Source organism: Polaromonas eurypsychrophila (genome assembly GCF_014641715.1).
GTDB lineage: Bacteria > Pseudomonadota > Gammaproteobacteria > Burkholderiales > Burkholderiaceae_C > Polaromonas > Polaromonas eurypsychrophila.
This window is the reverse complement of the sequence record NZ_BMIG01000005.1, coordinates 153,182-172,032: the sequence shown is the minus strand read 5'-3', so window position 1 is coordinate 172,032 and position 18,851 is coordinate 153,182. Positions and strand designations below refer to the sequence as shown.

Genomic DNA, 18,851 nt, shown 5'->3' with positions numbered 1-18,851 from the left:
GGCGAAGCCGGTTCCGCGGCCCCTGCTGGTTTGCGAATACTGCAGCCACATCCTTGTAACTTCATAGCGCAAAATGTAAACCATGCGTTTTGACGTCATCACCCTGTTCCCCGAGCTTTTTGTCCCGTTTCTGATCAGCGGCGTGACGCGACGCGCCTACGAATCCGGCCTGGTCGAGGTCAAGCTCTGGAATCTGCGCGAGTTTGCTGAGGGCAATTACCGCCGCGTCGATGACCGGTCTTTTGGTGGCGGCCCCGGCATGGTCATGATGGCTGAACCACTGGCGCGCTGCCTGGAGGCCGTCCGCGCTGATCGCGCGGAAGTTGAAGGCGCGCGGGCGCCAGTGGTGCTTTTTTCGCCAATTGGCCGTGCGTTGGACCACACCGGCATCGAAGGCTGGTCAGCCAGCACAGGTGCGGTGCTGATCTGCGGCCGCTATGAAGGCCTGGATCAGCGTTTTATTGACAGTTTTGTGACTCAGCAGATCAGCCTTGGAGACTTTGTACTGTCCGGCGGGGAAATCGCTGCCATGGCCCTGCTGGACGCCGTGGCTCGCCTGCAGCCCGGCGTGCTCAACGACGAAGGCAGCCACCAGCTCGACAGCTTTAATCCGGCGCTGGATGGCTTGCTCGACTGCCCGCACTACACCCGCCCCGAGACCTGGCGTGATCAAATCGTCCCGGACACTTTGCTGTCGGGCAACCATGCCCATATCGAGGGCTGGCGTCGCGAGCGGCGGCTGGTATTGACGCAGCGCCAGCGCCCTGACCTGGTGCAACAGGCGCGCGTGGCCGGGCGGTTGAGCGCCGGCGATGAAGCTTTTCTGGCGGATTTGATCGAAAATCCGGAGCAGGACGCATAAACGCTATAATCAAAGGCTTTTCGGTCCTCTGGCGGCCACTGCAACCATCTTGACCATTTCAATGAGTCCATGGATTTGCGGTCTTTAGTGCAGCGCGTGTATGAACGAAAAAGTTAGATGGAATAAATCATGAATCTGATCGAAACCCTTGAGCAGGAAGAAATTGCCCGCTTGAACAAGACCATTCCCGTGTACGCCCCAGGCGACACTGTGATCGTCAGCGTCAATGTGGTTGAAGGTACACGCAAGCGTGTGCAGGCGTTTGAAGGCGTTGTGATTGCCAAGCGCAACCGCGGCCTGAACTCCAGCTTCATCGTCCGCAAAATCTCCAACGGCGAAGGCGTCGAGCGGACCTTTCAGGTCTACAGCCCGCTGATCGCCAAGATCGAAGTCAAACGCCGCGGCGATGTGCGCCGCGCCAAGCTGTACTACCTGCGTGACCGCAGCGGCAAGTCGGCACGTATCAAGGAAAAACTGGGCGCCAAAGCTGCATAAAAGCGGCCTGGTCCCTGAAAAAGCCGCTCCCAGGAGCGGCTTTTTCATGCCTGCTACGCTTGGCTTCGCATGACTTTCACCAAACCGCTGCCGAAATTCGATCCGCGGACCATACCGGTCATTGGGGTCGATACGCATTTGTCTGGCGTGCCGTCACAGGCGCTGACACCAGCGGCTTTGCGCCAGCGCTTCCGACACCCGCCGCTCTGGACGCCGGAGCACAGTGTCGAGAAGAAGTTTTCCAACCGCGAGCCGGCACTTGCTGCCGTACTGATCCCCCTGGTCATGCGAGACGAACTCACGTTGTTGTTGACAGAACGCGCCGGCAACATGTCCACCCATTCCGGCCAGGTCGCATTCCCCGGCGGCAAGACCGATGACACGGACCACGACGCGGTGGACACGGCCCTGCGAGAAGCCCACGAGGAAATCGGCCTGGCGCGTGATCACGTCGAGGTGCTGGGCATTCTGCCGACCTATGTCACCGGTACTGCCTTCATCATTACCCCCGTCGTGGCGCTGGTGCAGCCCGGCTTTGCACTGCAAGCCAATCCTTCGGAAGTGGCCGATATTTTCGAAGTGCCGCTGCAGTACCTGATGAACCCGGCGAACCACCAGCGCCATGAATTCGAGTTCGATGGCGGCATGCGCCAATGGCTGTCCATGCCCTATTCAGGGCCAGTGAACAGCAGCGACAGCAAGGAGCGCTACATCTGGGGCGCAACCGCCGGCATGCTCCGCAATCTGTACCGCTTCCTGATGGCTTAGGCCCACCCCCTTCCAGACTCACTGCGTCTAGCCTGTGCCTCCCCTCAAGGGGGCGGCGCCTGCGGTCTGGCGAAGCCAGTCCCGCGGCCCCCGCTGGTGACATACCTTCTACTGGGTTACGCCCACTGAACTCTTAAACCCAGCAGGGGCCGCGGGTCCGGCTTTGCCGGCCCGCAGGCGCAACGCCCCCTCGGGGGGCAGAGAGCGACACGCAGTGCGCGAACGTGGGGCAGTATGATTCAGCATGAGTTTTTTTGCCGTTTTGTTTGCACTCATCATTGAACAGGCCCGCCCGCTGGCCCGCGGGAACCTCATCCACGCCGGTTTGCGCCGCTGGGCGCGTTGGGCCAGCCGCAGCCTGGACGCCGGCAAGCCGGTACACGGCTGGGTCGCATGGGGCATGGCGGTGCTGGCGCCGGCGCTGCTTACGCTGGCTATCCACTGGCTGCTCTGGAGCGTCAATATAGCGCTGGCTTTTGTCTGGGGCGTGGCGGTGTTGTATGTCACGCTGGGCTTCCGCCAATTCAGTCACTATTTCACCGACATTCGCGACGCGCTCGACGACGGTGACGAGACGACCGCCCGCGAACTGCTGGCGCAGTGGCGCCAGGTCGATGCCACCGAATTGCCGCGCAGCGAAATCGTGCGCCATGTGATCGAGTATTCGGTATTGGCCGCGCACCGCCATGTGTTTGGCGTGCTGGCCTGGTTTTCGGTGCTGGCCGCGCTGGGCCTCGGCCCTGCTGGCGCCGTGTTGTACCGCCTGAGCGAGTTCGTGTCGCGCTACTGGGCGCACAAGAGCCGGTCAACCGGTGAGAGCGCCAGCCCGGCCTTGCAAGACGCGGCCGCGCGCGCCTGGCACCTGATCGACTACGTGCCGGCGCGCTTGACCTCGCTGGGTTTTGCGGTGGTGGGCAGCTTTGAAGATGCGATTGATGGCTGGCGAAATTATGCGCAGAGGCAGCCGGCCGGCCCGGAGAACCACAACGATGGCGTAATCCTCGCGGCCACCTCCGGTGCGGTCAATGTTCGCCTGGGTGGCGAGGCGCTGAAGGCCGCATTTGCACCCGATGCCTCGCAGGGTTTCCAGGCCAACGGCCCCGATCAGCCTGCGCCCGACGTGACCGAAAGCACGCCCGGGCGCGAACCCGAGGTGGCGCATCTGCGCAGCGTTGTCGGCTTGGTCTGGCGCTCGGTGGTGCTCTGGATGGTGCTGCTGGCGCTGCTCACACTGGCTCGCCTGCTGGGCTGAGCACAGCGGGTTCCCGTCTCCATGACTTCAGTGGCGTCCTTCTGGAGCCCGGCCCTGAGAGGGCTGGCGCCTTACACGCCCGGCGAACAGCCTGTCATCCAGGGCCTGGTCAAGCTCAACACCAACGAAAATCCCTATCCGCCGTCGCCCCGCGTGATCGCTGCCATAAGCGCTGCAGCGCAGCAGGGGCTGCAGCTGTACCCCGACCCACAGTCGTCCGGGCTGCGGCAGGCGATCGCGGACTTTCACGGCATTGCTGCCGGCCAGGTGTTCGCGGGCAATGGTTCGGACGAAGTGCTGGCACACGCCTTTTTTGCGTTCTTCCGCCAGGGCAAGCCGGTCCTGATGCCTGATATCAGCTACAGCTTCTACAAGGTTTACTGTGGGCTGTACGGCATTGACGCGGGCATAGTTACCCTTGACGACACCATGCGTATCGATGTGGCGCAATACCGCGCCCCCTGCGGTGGTGTGGTGATCGCTAATCCGAATGCGCCGACCGGCACAGGCCTGCCTCTGGCAGATATCGAGCAGTTGCTGCAGCAGCAAAGCCAGTGCGTGGTGCTGGTCGATGAGGCCTATGTGGACTTTGGCGGCGAAAGCGCCATCGGCTTGATAGATCGTTACCCGAATTTGCTAGTGGTGCAAACCCTGTCGAAATCGCGTTCGCTGGCCGGTCTGCGCGTGGGGTTCGCCGCCGGTCAGCGACATCTGATCGAAGCGCTGGATACCGTGAAAGACAGCTTCAACTCCTACCCGCTGGACCGGCTGGCGCTGGCTGGCGCCACCGCAGCTTACGAAGACCACGCTTACTTCGAGAGCACCCGCGCAGCCGTCATGCAAAGCCGCGAGGATTTGCGCCGCGACCTGATCGATCTCGGGTTTGAGGTGCTGCCTTCCCAGGCGAATTTCCTGATGGTCCGCCACCCCGCGCACGACGCAGCAGCCTTGGCAGCAGGCTTGCGTGAACAGCGCATCCTGGTTCGCCATTTCAGGTCGCCGCGCATCGAACAGTACCTGCGCATCAGCGTGGGAACGCCCGTGCAGTGCGCAGCGCTGGTGCAGGCCTGCCACGCACTTGTGGCGGGCTGAACTTTTTCAGTAACGCGCGGGCTGCGACAGCTCGGCGAACAATTCGCTATACAAACGATAGCGACTGGCGCTTATCTCGTGTGGGCTGGCGCCTGTTTTTACTTGAGAAATCACGCTGCAGCCGGGTTCGTGCAGGTGCGTGCAGTTGTAGAACTTGCAGTCCTGCGCATGCACCTTGAGGTCCGGCATGTAGTTGGCCAAGTGCATGGGGTCAATGTGGTGCAGGCCGAACTCCTGGAAACCAGGCGAGTCGATCAACGCGCTGGCTCGTTCAGCGTCGATCCAGTACAAGGTGGTGCTGGTCGTCGTGTGTTTGCCGGAGTTGAGTGCCTGCGATATTTCTGCCGTCAGCACCTGTGCATTCGGCACCAGCAGGTTGGTCAGGCTGCTTTTGCCGGCCCCCGAAGGGCCCAGCACGAGGGTTTTTTTGGCCTGCAGCAGCGCGAGCAGTTGCTGGTACTGCGTATCGTTGGCCACCGGCGCATCCGTCTTGGGCTTGATCGCCAGCGGCAGCACCTGGTAACCCATGGCGCGATAGGGTGCCAGCTTGGCCCAGGCGCGGCCAAACGGTTCGGCCAGGTCGCTTTTGTTCAGCGCAATGATGGGCGTGATGCGTTCGGCTTCGGCGGCGATCAGCGCACGCGTGAGCTGGCTTTCGGAAAACTCGGGTTCGGCTGCGATCAGGATCAGCACCTGGTCGAGGTTGGCAGCAAACGACTTGGTGCGCATCTCATCCTGCCGGTAAAACAGGTTGCTGCGGGGCTCGACCTTTTCCACTGTACCTTCGTCCTGCGAGGGCAACCACTGCACACGGTCGCCGACCACGGCCTGGCTTTTTTTTCCGCGCGGGTGGCAGATCAGGCGCTGGCCGTCAGGCGTTTCCACCAGGCAATGCCGGCCAAATCCGGCGACCACCAGACCGGGCAGGGTTCCGGCGGAAGAAACAGTGGTCAAGCCAGCAAGGCGTCAACCTTCGACGCACAGAAAAAGTCGCTGACTGAAATGCCCTGCACATCATGCGTGTTGAAACGCACCGTGCATTTGCCATAGCTCAGGGTAAGGTCGGGGTGGTGGTCCTCTGCATTGGCAATGAACGCCACGGCATTCACAAAGGCGATGGTTTCATAGTAGTTCTCGAAGCTGTAGTTTTTTTCAAGCGAACCGTCGATTAGCCGCCAGCCCACTGCCCGCTCTCCGTTAAGCTGGCTCAGCTGAGTCACGATTTCGGTGGCGCTCAGCGCGCGACGATTCTGGTGAACAGTGTTCACGCGGATGTTCCAGGGCTGACACCAAGGCGCGCCAGGCGTTCGGACGCCGGTGGGTGCGAATAGTAGAACTTCACGAACAAGGGATCAGGCGTCAGCGTGCTGGCATTGTCCTGATATAGCTTGAGCAAAGCGCTCTGCAAATCCTTGCCATCGGTCTGGGCGATCGCGTAAGCGTCGGCCTCAAACTCGTGCTTGCGCGAGAACAGCGCAAAGATGGGTGAGATGAAAAAACTGAACATCGGCACCACCAGCAGGAACAGCAGCAGCGCCAGCGCATCGTTACCGCCGCTCATGTTGGGCCGCACGCCGAGACCGGTGTAAAACCAGACTTGCGTGGACAGCCAGCCCAGCAGCGCAAAACCAGCCAGGCTCATCGCAAACATTGACACGATGCGCTTGATGATGTGTTTGTGCTTGAAGTGCCCGAGCTCGTGAGCCAGCACCGCATCGACCTCGTCGGGGTTGAGCTGTTTGAGCAGGGTGTCGTAAAACACCACGCGTTTGGACGCGCCAAAACCAGTGAAGTAGGCGTTGGCATGGGCCGAGCGTTTGCTGCCGTCCATAACGAACAGCCCCTTGGCCGCGAACCCGCAGCGCTGCATCAGCGCCGTCACGCGGGCCTTGAGGGTTTCGTCTTCCAGCGGCTGGAACTTGTTGAACAGCGGCGCGATCACCGTCGGGTACAGCACCAGGATCAGCAGATTGAACACCATCCAGGCGCCCCAGGCCCACAGCCACCACCAGCTGCCTGTACTGCCCATGAGCCACAGGATCAGCGCCACGATGGGCAGGCCAACCAGCACACCGACCAGCGTGGATTTGAGCAGGTCCCCCAGCCACAGTTTGAAGGTCATCTTGTTGAAGCCGAAACGCTCCTCGATGCGAAAAGTACTGTACAGCGTGAAAGGCAAGTCCAGCAGGCCGCTGATCAGGCCGAAAATGGCCAGCAGCGCGAGCTGCGGCACCAGGCTGCCGTACGCGCCGAGACCGGAGCCAGCCAGGGCCTGGTTCAGTACATCAATGCCGCCCAGCAGTGTCCAGCCCAGCAGCATGGCGGTACCCCATGCCAGTTCCAGCAGGCCGAAGCGCGCTTTGGTGATTGTGTAGTCGGCGGCCTTCTGATGCGATGCCAGCGAGATGGTGCCGGCAAACGCAGACGGCACCGTGTCGCGGTGGCGCGCGACATGGCGGATCTGCCGCGACGCGAGGTAGAGCTTTGTCAGCAGCCCCAGCACAAGAGCGGCCGAGAACAGCAAGGTCAGGATCAGTGAAGGGTCGGTCATGAATGGCAGTTTAGGCGATCAGCGAGAATCGCAAGATGCCCGATACAGAACCCCTGCTGAAAAAATCCGACCAGAACCTGGTCTGGCTCGACTGCGAGATGACCGGGCTGGACCCGGACAAGGAGCGCATCATTGAAATCGCCGTTGTCGTGACCGGCCCGGAACTGACGCCCCGCGTCGAGGGCCCGGTGCTGGTCATCTACCAGACCGATGAGTTGCTGGACCAGATGGACAACTGGAACAAGGGCACGCACGGCCGCAGCGGCCTGATCGACAAGGTCAAGGCCAGCTCGATGACGGAGGCGGATGCTGAGAAGGAGCTGCTGGCCTTCCTGGCGAAGTACCTTCCCAAGGGCACGTCGCCGCTGTGTGGCAACACCATCGGCCAGGACCGGCGTTTCCTGGTCAAGTACATGCCCAAGCTGGAGGCATTTTTTCACTACCGCAACATTGATGTCAGTACCTTCAAGGAGCTGGCCAAACGCTGGCGGCCCGAAGTCTACAGCGCGTTCAAGAAGCAGCAAAGCCACACCGCGTTGGCTGATGTCCACGAATCGATTGACGAGCTGGAGCACTACCGGACTCATTTTTTGAAGTGATGTTGGTCTGTAGTCCATTCTTGGTAAAGGTTGATAGCTATCAAAAAAGGAGCAAATACCGACTGCCTGCAGGTGTTCCGGGTTGTTCGCAGGGTCTTTTTGGCACAACGGACTGGTAGAAACCCGCAAACCATGGCATAATCATGGGCTTGATGGATGCACAGGGGTGCATCCGCCTTTGTACATCTACCTCACACTTTTGGGCTCTACCAACAGAGCCATCGCCTCAAGACCGGGTCACCGGAATCCCTGGAGCCGAAATATTCGTTTGATGGTTGATGTTTTATTAACCATGAACGAAGCCTTCCGCTACGCGGTAGGTGGTAGTTTCTTGTTCGCCCGCCCACACCACAAGCGTGGCAGCGTGGACAAGTGTTTAGTGAGAAAAACATGACTGACTCTTTTGAGGCTCGCGGCGATTCTTTGGCCGAAGCAAATACCGACATCGTTTCCGATATGGAAATCAACGTGCTTCCTGATTTTTCTGATGCGCCTGCGGTAGCAGAAACGTCGCTGGATGCCATCGCAGCCGAACCTAACGGTTTCGTGAAGCTGGGTCTGGCCAAGGAATTGCTGCAAGCCGTGGCTGACATGGGTTTCACCCAGCCGACCGCCGTGCAGATGGCCACCATCCCCAAAGCCATGCAGGCACTGGACCAGGAAGCCAAAAACGACCCCAAGGCCAAATTCACCGACCTGCTGGTTTCCAGCCAGACCGGCAGCGGCAAGACCGCAGCCTTCCTGCTGCCCGTGTTGCACACCCTGCTCAAGCAGCAGGAAGAGGCCGAGCGCAATGAACGCGCCGAATTTGAACGCCTGAGCGCCGAAGCGGTTGCACGCGGCGAGCCGCCTTTGAAGAAACCCAAGCGCAAGGACCCGACCAATGCGCGCAACTTCAAGGCCGCCACTCCCGGCGCCCTGATCCTGTGCCCGACCCGCGAGCTGGCCCAACAGGTTTGCGCTGACGCGATCGATCTGGTCCGCCATTGCCGCGGCCTGCGCATCGCCAATGTGGTGGGCGGCATTCCTTACCAGTTGCAAATTGCCAAGCTGCAAAACGCCGACCTCGTGGTGGCCACGCCCGGCCGCCTGCTGGACCTGCAGCGCAGCATGCAGATCAAGCTGGACCAGGTGCAGTTCCTCGTCGTTGACGAAGCCGACCGCATGCTGGACCTCGGTTTTGCCGATGACCTGACCGAAGTCAACCAGCTCACCATCGAGCGCAAGCAGACCATGATGTTCAGCGCCACCTTTGCGCCGCGCATCATGCAACTGGCCACGCGCGTGATGCGCCAGCCGCAGCGCGTCGAGATTGACTCGCCGCATGAAAAACACGCATCGATCACGCAGTCCCTGCTGTGGGCCGACAACATGAGCCACAAGCGCAAGCTGCTGGACCATTCGCTGCGCGACACCACCATGAATCAGTCCATCGTGTTCGCCTGCACCCAGGTCGAGTGTGACGGCCTGGCCAATGACCTGGTGCAGGAGGGCTTCAGTGCCGTGGCACTGCATGGCGCGCTGGGCCAGGGCCTGCGCAACCGCCGCCTGATGGCTTTCCGCGATGGCCGCGTGCAGATCCTGGTGGCGACCGATGTTGCCGCCCGCGGCCTGGATGTCCCGACCATCACCCACGTGATCAACTACGGCCTGCCGATGAAAGCCGAAGACTATGTGCACCGCATTGGCCGTACCGGTCGTGCAGGCCGCGAAGGCAAGGCGATCACGATTGCCGAGTTTCGCGATCGCCGCAAGATCCAGGACATCGAACACTACACGCAGCAAAACCTTAAGCCCAGCGTGATCGCCGGTCTGGAGCCACAGCAGCGTTTTGCCCCGACCTCGGAGCGTCCGCGCGGCAATTTTGGCGGTGACCGCAATGACCGCGGCCCCCGCAGCTTCGGCGGCGGCGGTGGTGGCCGTTTCGGCAACGACCGTGCGCCTTCCGGCGGTTTCGGTGGCGGCGCTGGTGGTGTCGGCGGCTATGCCGGCAAGAAGCCTGCTTTCGGCGACCGTGGCGGTGATCGCGGCGCTGACCGTGGTGGTTTCGGCGGCAACCGTGACGACCGTGGCGGCGCGCCTTTCCAGGGCCGTCCGGCGCCCCAGGGCAATAACTATGCAGACCGTTCCGGATTCAACGACCGTGGCCCGCGCCGTGATGACCGTGGCGGCTTCGGCGGCGGTAATGGCAACACCGGCGGTTTCGCCCAGCGCGATGACCGGGGTGGTGATCGCGGTGGTTTCGGCGGTGGCCGTTCGGAAGGTTTTGCATCCGCACCCCGCGGTGATTTTGCCGACCGCAAACCGGCGTTTGCCAAGCCGGCAGGCAAGGTGTTTGTGCCGCGTGATGCGCACAAGCGTCCGGCCCGCCCCGCACGTTGATTCGTGCCGGCAACAGAAAAAGCCCGCAGCTTGCGGGCTTTTTTTATGCAGCGTGTCGATCGCCTATTCGAGTTTGATGCCGGTTTCCTTGACCACTTTCCCCCAGCGCTCCAGTTCCTGCGCCATGTATTCAGACATGGCTTCGGGTGTGGAGGGCGCCACCTCGACGCCAGCGTCATAAAGTGCTTTTTTGGTATCTGGTGAGTTCATCAACTTGTTGATTTCAGTGTTCAGGCGGGTGACGATCTCGCGGGGAGTTCCTGCAGGTGCGAGCAGGGCGAGCCAGACGGATGCGTCATAACCTGGTACGCCTGCTTCCTGCATGGTGGGAACGTCAGGCAATTGCGGGATGCGCTTGGAGGTGGTCACTGCAAGTGCTTTAAGCCGGCCTTGGGGCACCTGCGCCAGCGCATTGGGGACGCCGGCGAAGCTGCTTTCGACGACGCCGGCCACCAGATCGGTCGCCGCTCCGCCGCTGCCTTTGTAAGGCACGTGCTTCAGTTTGGCGCCGGTCATGGATACAAACAGCCCGCCCATCAGGTGCTGCGCGCTGCCGTTGCCCGACGAAGCGTAGTGAATCGTGTCTGGCGCAGCCTTGGCGAGTGCGATAAATTCCTGCACGTTGCGTGCGGGCACCTTGGGATTCACCAAAAGCACATACGGAGAGTCAACCAGTTTCGAAATGGTGGTGAAGCCCTTGATGGGGTCATAGGGCATGCTTTTGTAGATCCACGGGCTGATCACGTGCGTTGTGGACACCATCACCAGTGTGTAACCGTCTGGCGCCGCCTTGGCCACAAAATCCGTGCCAATGATAGAGCCCGCACCGGGCTTGTTTTCGATCACAAATTGTTGGCCCATGGAGGCGGAAAGCCGCTGCCCCAGTATGCGGGCCACCACATCGGTGAAGCCACCCGGCGCAAAGGGAACAATCAGCTTGACCGGTTTGACGGGATAGGTTTGGGCAAAACCAGCCGGGACTGTGATCGCAAACAGCGAGCCCAGCAAGAGGGATTTGACGAAGGTGTTCATGGCGCTATCCTTGGTAGGCTGGCTCGGGCATGGTAAAAAAACTGTGCAGTATCTGGTAGACCATCATGTAGTTTTTTTGCTGGAAGCTCGCATGTGAAATGCCTCTCATCACGGTGAATTGCTTGTTCATGTTGGGCAGCAGCCGGAAGTAGTCAATCAGGTCGTCCATTCCGGCAATGCCGTCGTATTCCCCGCGCAGGATGATCGTGGGGACTGTCAGCTTTTTCGGATCCAGCAGCGGCAATCTGGAGCACATGTCCACATAGGTGCCGGTGGGCATTGAATCGTCCAGCGTCAGAATCGCATCGGCAAATGCCTCGACCACCGCCAGCTCGACCGTGTCGGGATGGTCGCGCTGGAAGATACTGTGTACAAAAGGCCGGTCAATCGGCCGGCGGTTTTTCGCCAGAAACTCTGGCAACTTTTTCTTGCGCTGATCCAGCGTGTGACTGCCTTCACCGGTCCAGACGAAAGCGTCAAGAGCCACCTTGGCGATACGCTCCGGATGGCGCTCGGTAAAAAGCCCGGCCTTGAGCGCACCCGAGGAAATGCCGTACATCAGAAACGAATTGGCGCCCGAAACCTTCATCGCGTATTCGGTGCCTGCTGCGAGGTCGTCGGCACCATTGCTGATATCGAAATTGATGTTGCGATGCTTGTCGGAACGGCCATAGCCCTCGTTGTCCATCGTCCAGGTGTCAAAGCCGTGGTCGGCAAACCAGTCCATCGCTGACGACCAGGGCCGGCCGGGTACATGCAAATCAAACGTCGGCTGTGACGCCATTGAGGAGCCATGCACAAAAAAGATAGCGCCCGCGTGCGGCACTTTTGGGGAGGCTTTTTTCTCCCACAAAAAAAGCTTCACTTCACCTTCGGGGGTGTTTTTGTGCGTCCAGTGCTCAACACCGCCCGTCCATGTCACATTGCTCATTCATGTCTCCTTGTTAAAACGGTTCCGCAGCGCACCGCCGATTCACGTGCTGGTGGCCTCATACAAATTTATTTTCGATTGCGCCTATGCCATCGATTTCAACCCGCACCACATCTCCGCGCTTAAGGTATCGGGGCGGGGTCAGGCCCATGCCCACGCCGGCGGGCGTGCCGGTGGCAATCACGTCACCGGGGTACAGCGTTATGCCGCGCGAGCAGGTTTGAATCAGGGCAGGAATGTCGAAAATCAGATCGCTGGTGTGTCCGTCCTGGCGCAATTCGCCATTGACCCATCCCCGCACCCGGGTGTTGGTGGCGTCCAGTTCATCGGCAGTGACAATCCAGGGCCCCATGGGGCAGAAGGTGTCGAAGGATTTCCCCAAATCCCATTGCTGGTGGCGCATCTGAACATCTCGTGCGGTCACGTCATTGACGATGGTGTAGCCAAAAACGTGGTCCATGGCCTTCTCGCGCGAAATGTTGCAGCCACCGATACCGATCACCACTGCGAGTTCCGATTCGTAGTCCACCTGCTCCGAGATGCCAGCAGGTAGCCGCACATCGGCTGAAGGGCCGACCACGCATTCGGGCACCTTGGTAAACACAATGGGCCATGACTCGGGGTCTGCATGGTTGTTCCTGAACACCGACGCAGACAACTCCCTGGCGTGCGCATGGTAGTTGCGCCCCACGCAAAAGATGTTGCGGCGAGGGATGGGCAGCGGCGCTTCCAGGTGCACCTCACTCAGGCGGATGGCCTTGGTGTGATCAAGGTTGAGTTGTGACAATCTGCCACCCTGTTCGATCACCGCCAGCACACCGCTGCGCGCTTGCTGTGGGTCGAGCGCCAAAGGCGTAACAGACAGGCTGTCCGTAGACACCGCGCCCACATGGCGCTGTCCGTTCCATTGAAAAGTTGCCAGACGCAAAGCAATTCCTTGTTGAGGGCGGCGAGGGCCGCTGCTGGAATTGCAATTTCGCAGCTGCGCCGGTCGATTCGCCCGATTGATTACCGAAAAGGTAATTTCACCCAAGTTGAACCAATAAGCAACCAAAAACCGCAATTGGAAGAGTATTTTCGGGAAATCACCTATGAAAAAAGAAGGGCGAGGTTGGAAAATAGACAACCAATCAAGCCCAATTCTCATGCAACCTAATGACACCGCGATGGCCTTGCAGGAATCCATCCTTGAGAAACTCCGGTCACGCAAGTGGCGCGCGGGTCACCAGATTCCGACCGAGCGCGAGTTCAGTGCCCAGAGCGGTCTGAGCCGTTCAGCCGTACGGCGAGTTCTGGCGCGATTGAAGGAGCGCGGGTTTATAACGCAGACAGTCGGCAGCGGTACCTATGTGAGTGAACGTATCGCTGACAAACTGGGCAGTCTTGCAGACCTGGGTACACCCCTGGCCACGAGCCCGGCAGATTTGATGAGCGCGCGTCTGGTGCTGGAGCCGGCCATCATCGACATGGTGATCGGGAACGCAAATTCAGCTGATTTTTCCCGCATGGACGAATGCTGTGCCCGTGCGGAGGCGGCCACCTCGCTGGAAGACTTTGAGCATTGGGACAGTCGCCTGCATGAAGTCATTGCCGAAGCCGCTCACAACAGCTTTATCAGCAGCGTTTTCCATCTGATCAATCAAGCGCGTTCGGAGGCGGAGTGGGGCATGCTGAAGCGGCGCAGCGCCACGCCGGCGCGTCGCCTGGAATACCAGCAGGAGCACAGGGCGCTTGTGGCAGCCCTCAAGCAACGGGACGCCCTTGAGGCGAAGGAATTGTGTGCAGCACATTTGGTGCATGTGCGCAGCAACATGCTCGGCTATTGAGTCAGAGTCGGGCTTGCAAGGTCTGACTCAACTCATGCCATTGCGGCTGGCAAGCTCGACAAACAGGCCGGAATGGTCGAGGTCGCCCAGCCCGTGCTCCGCACCTTCGGCATAAAGCTGTTCAAAAAGCGTGGTGATGGGTGCCTCAAAACCGATCTCTTCTGCGGTCGCCAGAGCGTTGCGCATGTCCTTGAGCTGGATGGCCAGTCGGGCGCGGGAACGAAAGTCGCGCTCCACCATGCGCTGGCCGTGCACCTGCAAAATTCGGCTGTCGGCAAACCCGCCCGTGATGGCTTCTTTAACCTTGGTCATATCGGCTCCGCCTTTGGTCGCAAACAGCAGGGCCTCTGCCACCGCACCAATCGTGATGCCGACAATCATCTGATTGGCAAGTTTGGTGAGTTGGCCGGCACCGTGGGAACCCACATGGGTGGCCCGTCCAAAAACCTGAAAAACAGGCGAGGCGTGTTCAAATTCCGCCGCCTTGCCGCCGGCCATGATGACCAGCGTGCCTTGCTCGGCGCCGCCGGTGCCGCCGGAAACCGGCGCATCGAGGTGGGCGATACCGAGCGCACCCAGGCGCGCGGCGTGGTCACGTGCTTCGCGCGGCTTGATCGAGGCCATGTCGATGAACAGGGCGCCCGGTTTCATGGCGGCGGCAACGCCTTGCGCAAACAACACGTCTTCCACTACCACGCCGTTTTCCAGCATGCCAACGATGATGTCTGCACCGGCAACAGCCGCGCTGGCCTGCGCATGAACGACCGCACCGAGCGATGTAAGTGAAACCGCCTTGCCGGGCGTGCGGTTCCAAACCTGCAAGGCATGGCCGGCTTCGCACAGGCGCCTGGCCATGGGAAGCCCCATGCTGCCGGTGCCGAGAAAGGCGAGTTTGAGGATGCGCGCGCTGCTGCTTGTGTTCATTCGGGTTTCCATCGGATGGTGCTGCCCCATCATGGGGCACGCCGCACATGGAAGGCTGTCAGGCAGCTTTCTTCATGGCGGGCGAGAACATGGTTTCCATCTCGTGGCGGACTTTGTAGGCCGGGGTAGACATATCCATCGCCACATCGGCCCAGCTCAGGCTCTGCCCCTTTTTGACGGGACGAATGACCTTGACGTTGTGCGCCAACCCCAACGGCAGACCGCCCATTTTCATGGAGGTTTCGGCCGGTAGCAGCTTGCCCCAGACGGTGTAGCCGCCCTCGCCGTCAAGCATGTCGCCGGGCTTGAGATCGCGTTTGGCGGTGGCCACCACGTCGGCGTTCCAGCAGGTGGCTACGCCAGTGGGCTCGCCTCGCAGAGCGACGCTGGCCACCGATACGCCGACTTCCAGTCCGATCAGGTGCCAGCGTTTGTACAGCGTGAAGTAACGTCCGCTCGGGTCGGTGTGCGCGTTGTACTCTTCGAAGCAGTTCTTGATGTAATCGGTCTCGGCTTCCACCGTGACCCAGACGCCCATGCGGATGTCGTAGGGAATCTTGCGGCCATTGGCTTCCAGGGAGGAGATCACCTCCACCATGCCCTTGCGTTCGAGCACGCCGCCTTCGCTGATCGGGCGCGTGACATACGGAATGTCTTCCACGCTGGCCGGTGGATACAGCAATCCGTTGCTGGGCACACTCAAGCCGGTGGCGTTGGCCACGGCGGTCGACTCGATGGACGGTTTCGAGCCGTCGAGAAAGCTGTTAAACATTTTCGGGTTCAGTCCGCCGCGCTCGGCCTGCTCCGGCGTGAGGCCGTAGTTGGCCCAGACGGTGTCCGGCGTCGATTCCGAGAAATGCGGCAGCCACTTGTGGCCACGGCCCGCCGCCACCACCGGAAAACCGCAGGTGCGTGCCCAGTCCACCAGGTCGCAGATCAGCGCCGGCTGGTCGCCAAAGGCCATTGAATAAACCACACCCGCCTCAGCCGCCTTGCGCGCCAGCAGTGGGCCGCAGAAGGCATCTGCTTCGACCGTGACATTGACCACATGTTTGCCATGCGCAAACGCTTGCAGGCAGTGCTCGACGGCTGCAACCGGGTTACCGGTGCATTCCACGATGATGTCGATCAGCGGATGCGTGACCACCGCGTTCCAGTCGTCGGTGATCCAAGTTGCTCCCGTTTTGATAGCTGCTTGCGCTGATTCTGCCTGGGTCAAAGCCGGATTCCACCCCACACGTGCGAGATTGGTGCGGGCGGCAGCGGGGGACAGATCGGCAATTGCCACCAGGTGCACGCCCGGCGTTTTTGGAATTTGCGCCAGGTACATGGAGCCGAACTTGCCGGCGCCTATCAGGCCTATACGTATCGGCTTGTTGTCGGCGGCGCGTTGCTGGAGTTTTGTAAATAAGTTCATGAAGTCCTGTCATTGCGGGCTTGACCCGCAATCCATGGTGGAGGGGGTGGAGGTGGCTAAGGGAGCATGGGTGCCGGATCTGGTCCGGCATGACATGCGGGAGGTTCAGGCAGCCTTGCGCTCAGGCGCAATTTCTTCCATGGAGGTTTGGAGCGCCGTCGCTGGCACGCCGTCTTTCCATGGCAGGTCCACCGGGTAATCAGTGAGCAGGCAATCATCAGGCAGGCATTCAATCGGCGTGAAGTCGCGGTGGGCAATGTACTCGGGGCGTTTGTGACGGCGGATGTGGTTACTGACCGCGCACAGGCTCAGGTAGACGCTGACGCGGTTGAAGGGCGACAGGTTGCTGCCCGACGCGTGAACCAGGCACGAGTGAAACAGGATCATTGATCCAGCGGGGCCTTTGGGGCTGACGATGCCACCTTCTTTTCCACCCGCGCGCTGCACCAGTTGGCGGATCAGGTCGTTGTCCACGGTCCACAGCGGGTAGCTGGTGGTGGTCAGGTCATGTTTTGCATTGACCACGCCTTTTTTGTGGCTGCCGGGGATGAACATCAGCGGGCCATTGTGCTCGGTGACATCATCCATAAAGATGGCCACATTCATGGCGCGTTCGGTCGGCATCATGTCGTCGTTGAGCCAGGTGCCGTAGTCTTGGTGCCATTGCCAGACGTCACCCTCGAAGGCCATTTTTCCGTTGATCTTGAACTGGTGCATGTACAGCTTTTCGCCCAGCAGTTCTTCTACCGGTTCGATCATGCGGGGGTGGCGCCCAAGTTTCGCAAAAGGCTCGCTGTACATGTGCGCGGCAAAGTTGGTACGCACCGCGTCCTTGCCTTTTTCGCGCACGTTGTAGTCTTCGCGCCGGCTGTACAGCTCGGGCACGGCGTCATTGAGGGTTTGGGTTTCTTCGGGAGTGAACAGGCCGGGGAAAAACAGGTAGCCTTCGCGGTCGAATTGGGCAAGTTGCTCGGGGCTCAGTTTCATTTTTTGTCTCCTGGGGGTGGTCGTGGTGTGTTTTCAGGCGGGCAGGGCGGTGGGGGTGAAAGCAGGCTGAAGCGCACTGCTCAGCAAGCCAGCCAGATTGCGGCTGGCGTCTTCGCCGTGTTCGCGGATCAAGGTTTCGGCGGTCAGCGCATCGCCTGCAGCAATAGCGTTGGCGATGGTTTCATGTTCGTCCCAGATCGTTTCCCGCATGGTGGACAGCTGCAGAACGGCGCCCATGGCGCGGCGAATGTGATGCCAGTGCAATTGCGCGCTCTGGGCAATCAGCGGGTTGCCGGAGGCGGCATAAATGGCGCCGTGAAACTCTGCGTCGGCGGCCATCATGGCTTTGACATCGTTGCTGCGTGCGGCGGCGCGGCCCTGGCTGATCAGCTTCGGATCGATCCGGAAACGGGCCAAGGCCGCAAGCCGGGCCGCCAGCGCGTCAAGCGCGCTGCGCACCTGGTAAATCTGCATCAGCCAGTCCACGTCCAGCGGAGCTACCAGCACACCACGGCCGGGCGCGTCGAGTACAAAGCCGTCTTTTTTGAGCAGCCGCAAGGCCTGCAGCACAGGCTGGCGCGACACCGCCAGTTGTTCGGCAATGTCTTCCTGCATGATGCGTGCGCCAGGCGCCAGCGAACCTTCGCTGATGGCGTCGAGCAGGCTGCGGTAAACCTGGTCGACCAGGTCGGGCGTGGATTCGATTTTGAGAAGCTGGGGTTGCATATTTTGTACTCTGTATACAGAATACTTTGATAGTTTTGGATGGCTATAGCGGGTTTACCCGTAACTGACATCAGCAAACGCGGATGTGCCAATATTGCCTGGTCGCCCCATCATTTCATTCAGGAGTTCCCATGAACCGTTCCGACGCCGCCTGGCTGGACCGCATGTACAACAACCGCGCGCTGGTGCCGGAGCACGCCACCTATTTGAGTCGCTGGGCCGAGAGTTCTGCCCGAGTCCGGGCCACGCAAGCCTGCACGCTGGACATCGCCTTCGGTTCCAGTGCGGCTGAAACCCTCGATGTGTTTCCGGCGCGCAAAGGCGCATCGGGCGGCGCCCCTGTGCTGGTGTTCGTACACGGTGGTTACTGGCGCTCGCTGGACAAATCTGACCATTCCTTTCTGGCGCCTGCCCTCAATGCCGCCAGTGCCTGTGTGGTCATGCCCAATTACGATTTGTGTCCGGCGGTGACGATTCCGGACATCGCGCTGCAGATGGTCCATGCGCTGGCCTGGATCTGGCGCAACATCGCGCGTTTTGGCGGCGACCCGGAGCGCATCACCGTGGTCGGGCATTCGGCCGGCGGCCATCTGGCGGCCATGCTGCTGGCCTGTTTGTGGAAGAAACATGCCTCCGACCTGCCGGCCGACCTCGTCAAAAATGCGCTGTCGGTGTCGGGCCTGTACGAGCTCGAGTCAGTGATGCACACGCCGTTCTTGAAAGACTCCTTGCGCCTGACGCCGAAACAGGTGGCGCAGGCCAGTCCGGCCTGGTTCCCGGCGCCCAGCCAGGGGGTGCTTTACAGCGTGGCCGGTGCCGATGAAAGCGCAGAGTTTTTGCGCCACAACGCGCTGATCGAGCGCGCCTGGGGCTCCAAAATCGTGCCGGTCCGTGAGGCCCTGCTTGGCCTGAACCACTTCAGCATCGTTGAGGCGCTGGTGCAACCTGGCCACCGCCTGCACCAGCTTGCGTTGCAGTTGATCGCCGCAACGGCCTGAACGCCGCCG

The 18,851-nt window shown here is 60.7% G+C and carries 19 protein-coding genes; 9 read left to right on the top strand and 10 right to left on the bottom strand.

Annotated elements, in window-relative coordinates; translation table 11 throughout:
- Positions 1–82: 82 nt before the first annotated feature.
- The 5 genes from trmD to hisC all read left to right on the top strand — a co-directional run bounded on the left by trmD (position 83) and on the right by hisC (position 4,469).
- On the top strand, positions 83–862 hold the full coding sequence (gene trmD, locus IEX16_RS09080) for a tRNA (guanosine(37)-N1)-methyltransferase TrmD (protein ID WP_188708031.1): 780 nt from the start codon (positions 83–85) through the stop codon (positions 860–862).
- A 129-nt stretch (positions 863–991) separates the two neighbouring features.
- The gene (gene rplS, locus IEX16_RS09075; RefSeq protein ID WP_188708030.1) at positions 992–1,357 is read left to right on the top strand and encodes a 50S ribosomal protein L19; all 366 of its coding nucleotides are present in this window, start codon (positions 992–994) and stop codon (positions 1,355–1,357) included.
- Positions 1,358–1,426: 69 nt separating this feature from the next.
- A complete protein-coding gene (locus IEX16_RS09070) occupies positions 1,427–2,125 on the top strand; it encodes a CoA pyrophosphatase (RefSeq protein WP_188708028.1) in 699 nt (232 codons plus the stop codon).
- A gap of 244 nt (positions 2,126–2,369) precedes the next feature.
- Entirely contained in the window at positions 2,370–3,377 is a 1,008-nt protein-coding gene (locus tag IEX16_RS09065) for a CobD/CbiB family protein (protein ID WP_188708026.1), read from the top strand.
- A gap of 21 nt (positions 3,378–3,398) precedes the next feature.
- A complete protein-coding gene (gene hisC, locus IEX16_RS09060) occupies positions 3,399–4,469 on the top strand; it encodes a histidinol-phosphate transaminase (protein WP_188708024.1) in 1,071 nt (356 codons plus the stop codon).
- A gap of 6 nt (positions 4,470–4,475) precedes the next feature.
- Here the strand turns inward: hisC and rsgA are convergent, their stop codons facing one another.
- The 3 genes from rsgA to IEX16_RS09045 are packed head-to-tail and all read right to left on the bottom strand — an operon-like array spanning position 4,476 to position 7,020.
- Positions 4,476–5,423 carry a ribosome small subunit-dependent GTPase A gene (rsgA, locus tag IEX16_RS09055; RefSeq protein ID WP_188708022.1) on the bottom strand — a complete coding sequence of 316 codons (948 nt, stop codon included), beginning with the start codon at positions 5,421–5,423 and terminating at the stop codon, positions 4,476–4,478.
- Positions 5,420–5,737 carry a 4a-hydroxytetrahydrobiopterin dehydratase gene (locus tag IEX16_RS09050; RefSeq protein WP_188708021.1) on the bottom strand — a complete coding sequence of 106 codons (318 nt, stop codon included), beginning with the start codon at positions 5,735–5,737 and terminating at the stop codon, positions 5,420–5,422. The genes rsgA and IEX16_RS09050 overlap by 4 nt, the downstream gene beginning before the upstream one ends.
- Positions 5,734–7,020, bottom strand: a complete 1,287-nt coding sequence (locus IEX16_RS09045; protein WP_188708020.1) for a M48 family metallopeptidase — start codon at positions 7,018–7,020, stop codon at positions 5,734–5,736. Before IEX16_RS09045 ends, IEX16_RS09050 begins: the two co-directional genes overlap by 4 nt.
- Before the next feature lie 35 nt (positions 7,021–7,055).
- Between IEX16_RS09045 and orn the strand changes: the two genes are divergently transcribed.
- Entirely contained in the window at positions 7,056–7,619 is a 564-nt protein-coding gene (orn, locus tag IEX16_RS09040) for an oligoribonuclease (protein ID WP_188708019.1), read from the top strand.
- A 390-nt stretch (positions 7,620–8,009) separates the two neighbouring features.
- Positions 8,010–10,001 carry a DEAD/DEAH box helicase gene (locus IEX16_RS09035; RefSeq protein ID WP_188708018.1) on the top strand — a complete coding sequence of 664 codons (1,992 nt, stop codon included), beginning with the start codon at positions 8,010–8,012 and terminating at the stop codon, positions 9,999–10,001.
- Between the two features lie 63 nt (positions 10,002–10,064).
- On the opposite strand, the gene IEX16_RS09030 is transcribed toward IEX16_RS09035, so the two are convergent.
- From IEX16_RS09030 to IEX16_RS09020, 3 genes are read right to left on the bottom strand one after another with little or no spacing between them, the layout of a single operon-like run.
- Positions 10,065–11,033 (bottom strand): Bug family tripartite tricarboxylate transporter substrate binding protein, encoded by a 969-nt coding sequence (locus tag IEX16_RS09030; protein WP_188708017.1) that lies wholly within the window; start codon positions 11,031–11,033, stop codon positions 10,065–10,067.
- A gap of 4 nt (positions 11,034–11,037) precedes the next feature.
- On the bottom strand, positions 11,038–11,964 hold the full coding sequence (locus IEX16_RS09025; protein ID WP_188708016.1) for an alpha/beta hydrolase: 927 nt from the start codon (positions 11,962–11,964) through the stop codon (positions 11,038–11,040).
- A gap of 58 nt (positions 11,965–12,022) precedes the next feature.
- Complete coding sequence (locus IEX16_RS09020; protein ID WP_188708015.1) at positions 12,023–12,892, bottom strand: fumarylacetoacetate hydrolase family protein; 870 nt, start codon at positions 12,890–12,892, stop codon at positions 12,023–12,025.
- Between the two features lie 163 nt (positions 12,893–13,055).
- Here IEX16_RS09020 and IEX16_RS09015 point away from each other — a divergent pair, with 163 nt between their 5' ends.
- Positions 13,056–13,790, top strand: coding sequence for a FadR/GntR family transcriptional regulator (locus IEX16_RS09015; protein ID WP_229676264.1), 735 nt, complete (start codon positions 13,056–13,058; stop codon positions 13,788–13,790).
- Between the two features lie 27 nt (positions 13,791–13,817).
- On the opposite strand, the gene IEX16_RS09010 is transcribed toward IEX16_RS09015, so the two are convergent.
- From IEX16_RS09010 to IEX16_RS08995, 4 genes are all read right to left on the bottom strand, one after another.
- Positions 13,818–14,714 (bottom strand): NAD(P)-dependent oxidoreductase, encoded by an 897-nt coding sequence (locus IEX16_RS09010; protein ID WP_188708014.1) that lies wholly within the window; start codon positions 14,712–14,714, stop codon positions 13,818–13,820.
- A 58-nt stretch (positions 14,715–14,772) separates the two neighbouring features.
- Complete coding sequence (locus IEX16_RS09005; RefSeq protein ID WP_188708013.1) at positions 14,773–16,131, bottom strand: NAD(P)H-dependent oxidoreductase; 1,359 nt, start codon at positions 16,129–16,131, stop codon at positions 14,773–14,775.
- Positions 16,132–16,236: 105 nt separating this feature from the next.
- Positions 16,237–17,118 carry a phytanoyl-CoA dioxygenase family protein gene (locus IEX16_RS09000; RefSeq protein ID WP_188708012.1) on the bottom strand — a complete coding sequence of 294 codons (882 nt, stop codon included), beginning with the start codon at positions 17,116–17,118 and terminating at the stop codon, positions 16,237–16,239.
- A gap of 33 nt (positions 17,119–17,151) precedes the next feature.
- Entirely contained in the window at positions 17,152–17,844 is a 693-nt protein-coding gene (locus IEX16_RS08995) for a GntR family transcriptional regulator (protein ID WP_188708011.1), read from the bottom strand.
- 131 nt (positions 17,845–17,975) lie between these two features.
- On the opposite strand from IEX16_RS08995, the gene IEX16_RS08990 reads away from it, so the two are divergent.
- Positions 17,976–18,842 (top strand): alpha/beta hydrolase, encoded by an 867-nt coding sequence (locus tag IEX16_RS08990; RefSeq protein ID WP_188708010.1) that lies wholly within the window; start codon positions 17,976–17,978, stop codon positions 18,840–18,842.
- Positions 18,843–18,851 lie beyond the last annotated feature (9 nt).

Excerpts from the sequence above, each read along its gene's own strand:
- trmD (WP_188708031.1), top strand. The coding sequence starts at position 83 with ATGCGTTTTGACGTCATCACCCTGTTCCCCGAGCTTTTTGTCCCGTTT.
- rplS (WP_188708030.1), top strand. The coding sequence starts at position 992 with ATGAATCTGATCGAAACCCTTGAGCAGGAAGAAATTGCCCGCTTGAAC.
- IEX16_RS09070 (WP_188708028.1), top strand. The coding sequence starts at position 1,427 with ATGACTTTCACCAAACCGCTGCCGAAATTCGATCCGCGGACCATACCG.
- IEX16_RS09065 (WP_188708026.1), top strand. The coding sequence starts at position 2,370 with ATGAGTTTTTTTGCCGTTTTGTTTGCACTCATCATTGAACAGGCCCGC.
- hisC (WP_188708024.1), top strand. The coding sequence starts at position 3,399 with ATGACTTCAGTGGCGTCCTTCTGGAGCCCGGCCCTGAGAGGGCTGGCG.
- IEX16_RS09045 (WP_188708020.1), bottom strand. The coding sequence starts at position 7,020 with ATGACCGACCCTTCACTGATCCTGACCTTGCTGTTCTCGGCCGCTCTT.
- orn (WP_188708019.1), top strand. The coding sequence starts at position 7,056 with ATGCCCGATACAGAACCCCTGCTGAAAAAATCCGACCAGAACCTGGTC.
- IEX16_RS09035 (WP_188708018.1), top strand. The coding sequence starts at position 8,010 with ATGACTGACTCTTTTGAGGCTCGCGGCGATTCTTTGGCCGAAGCAAAT.
- IEX16_RS09030 (WP_188708017.1), bottom strand. The coding sequence starts at position 11,033 with ATGAACACCTTCGTCAAATCCCTCTTGCTGGGCTCGCTGTTTGCGATC.
- IEX16_RS09025 (WP_188708016.1), bottom strand. The coding sequence starts at position 11,964 with ATGAGCAATGTGACATGGACGGGCGGTGTTGAGCACTGGACGCACAAA.
- IEX16_RS09015 (WP_229676264.1), top strand. The coding sequence starts at position 13,056 with ATGAAAAAAGAAGGGCGAGGTTGGAAAATAGACAACCAATCAAGCCCA.
- IEX16_RS09010 (WP_188708014.1), bottom strand. The coding sequence starts at position 14,714 with ATGAACACAAGCAGCAGCGCGCGCATCCTCAAACTCGCCTTTCTCGGC.
- IEX16_RS09005 (WP_188708013.1), bottom strand. The coding sequence starts at position 16,131 with ATGAACTTATTTACAAAACTCCAGCAACGCGCCGCCGACAACAAGCCG.
- IEX16_RS09000 (WP_188708012.1), bottom strand. The coding sequence starts at position 17,118 with ATGAAACTGAGCCCCGAGCAACTTGCCCAATTCGACCGCGAAGGCTAC.
- IEX16_RS08995 (WP_188708011.1), bottom strand. The coding sequence starts at position 17,844 with ATGCAACCCCAGCTTCTCAAAATCGAATCCACGCCCGACCTGGTCGAC.
- IEX16_RS08990 (WP_188708010.1), top strand. The coding sequence starts at position 17,976 with ATGAACCGTTCCGACGCCGCCTGGCTGGACCGCATGTACAACAACCGC.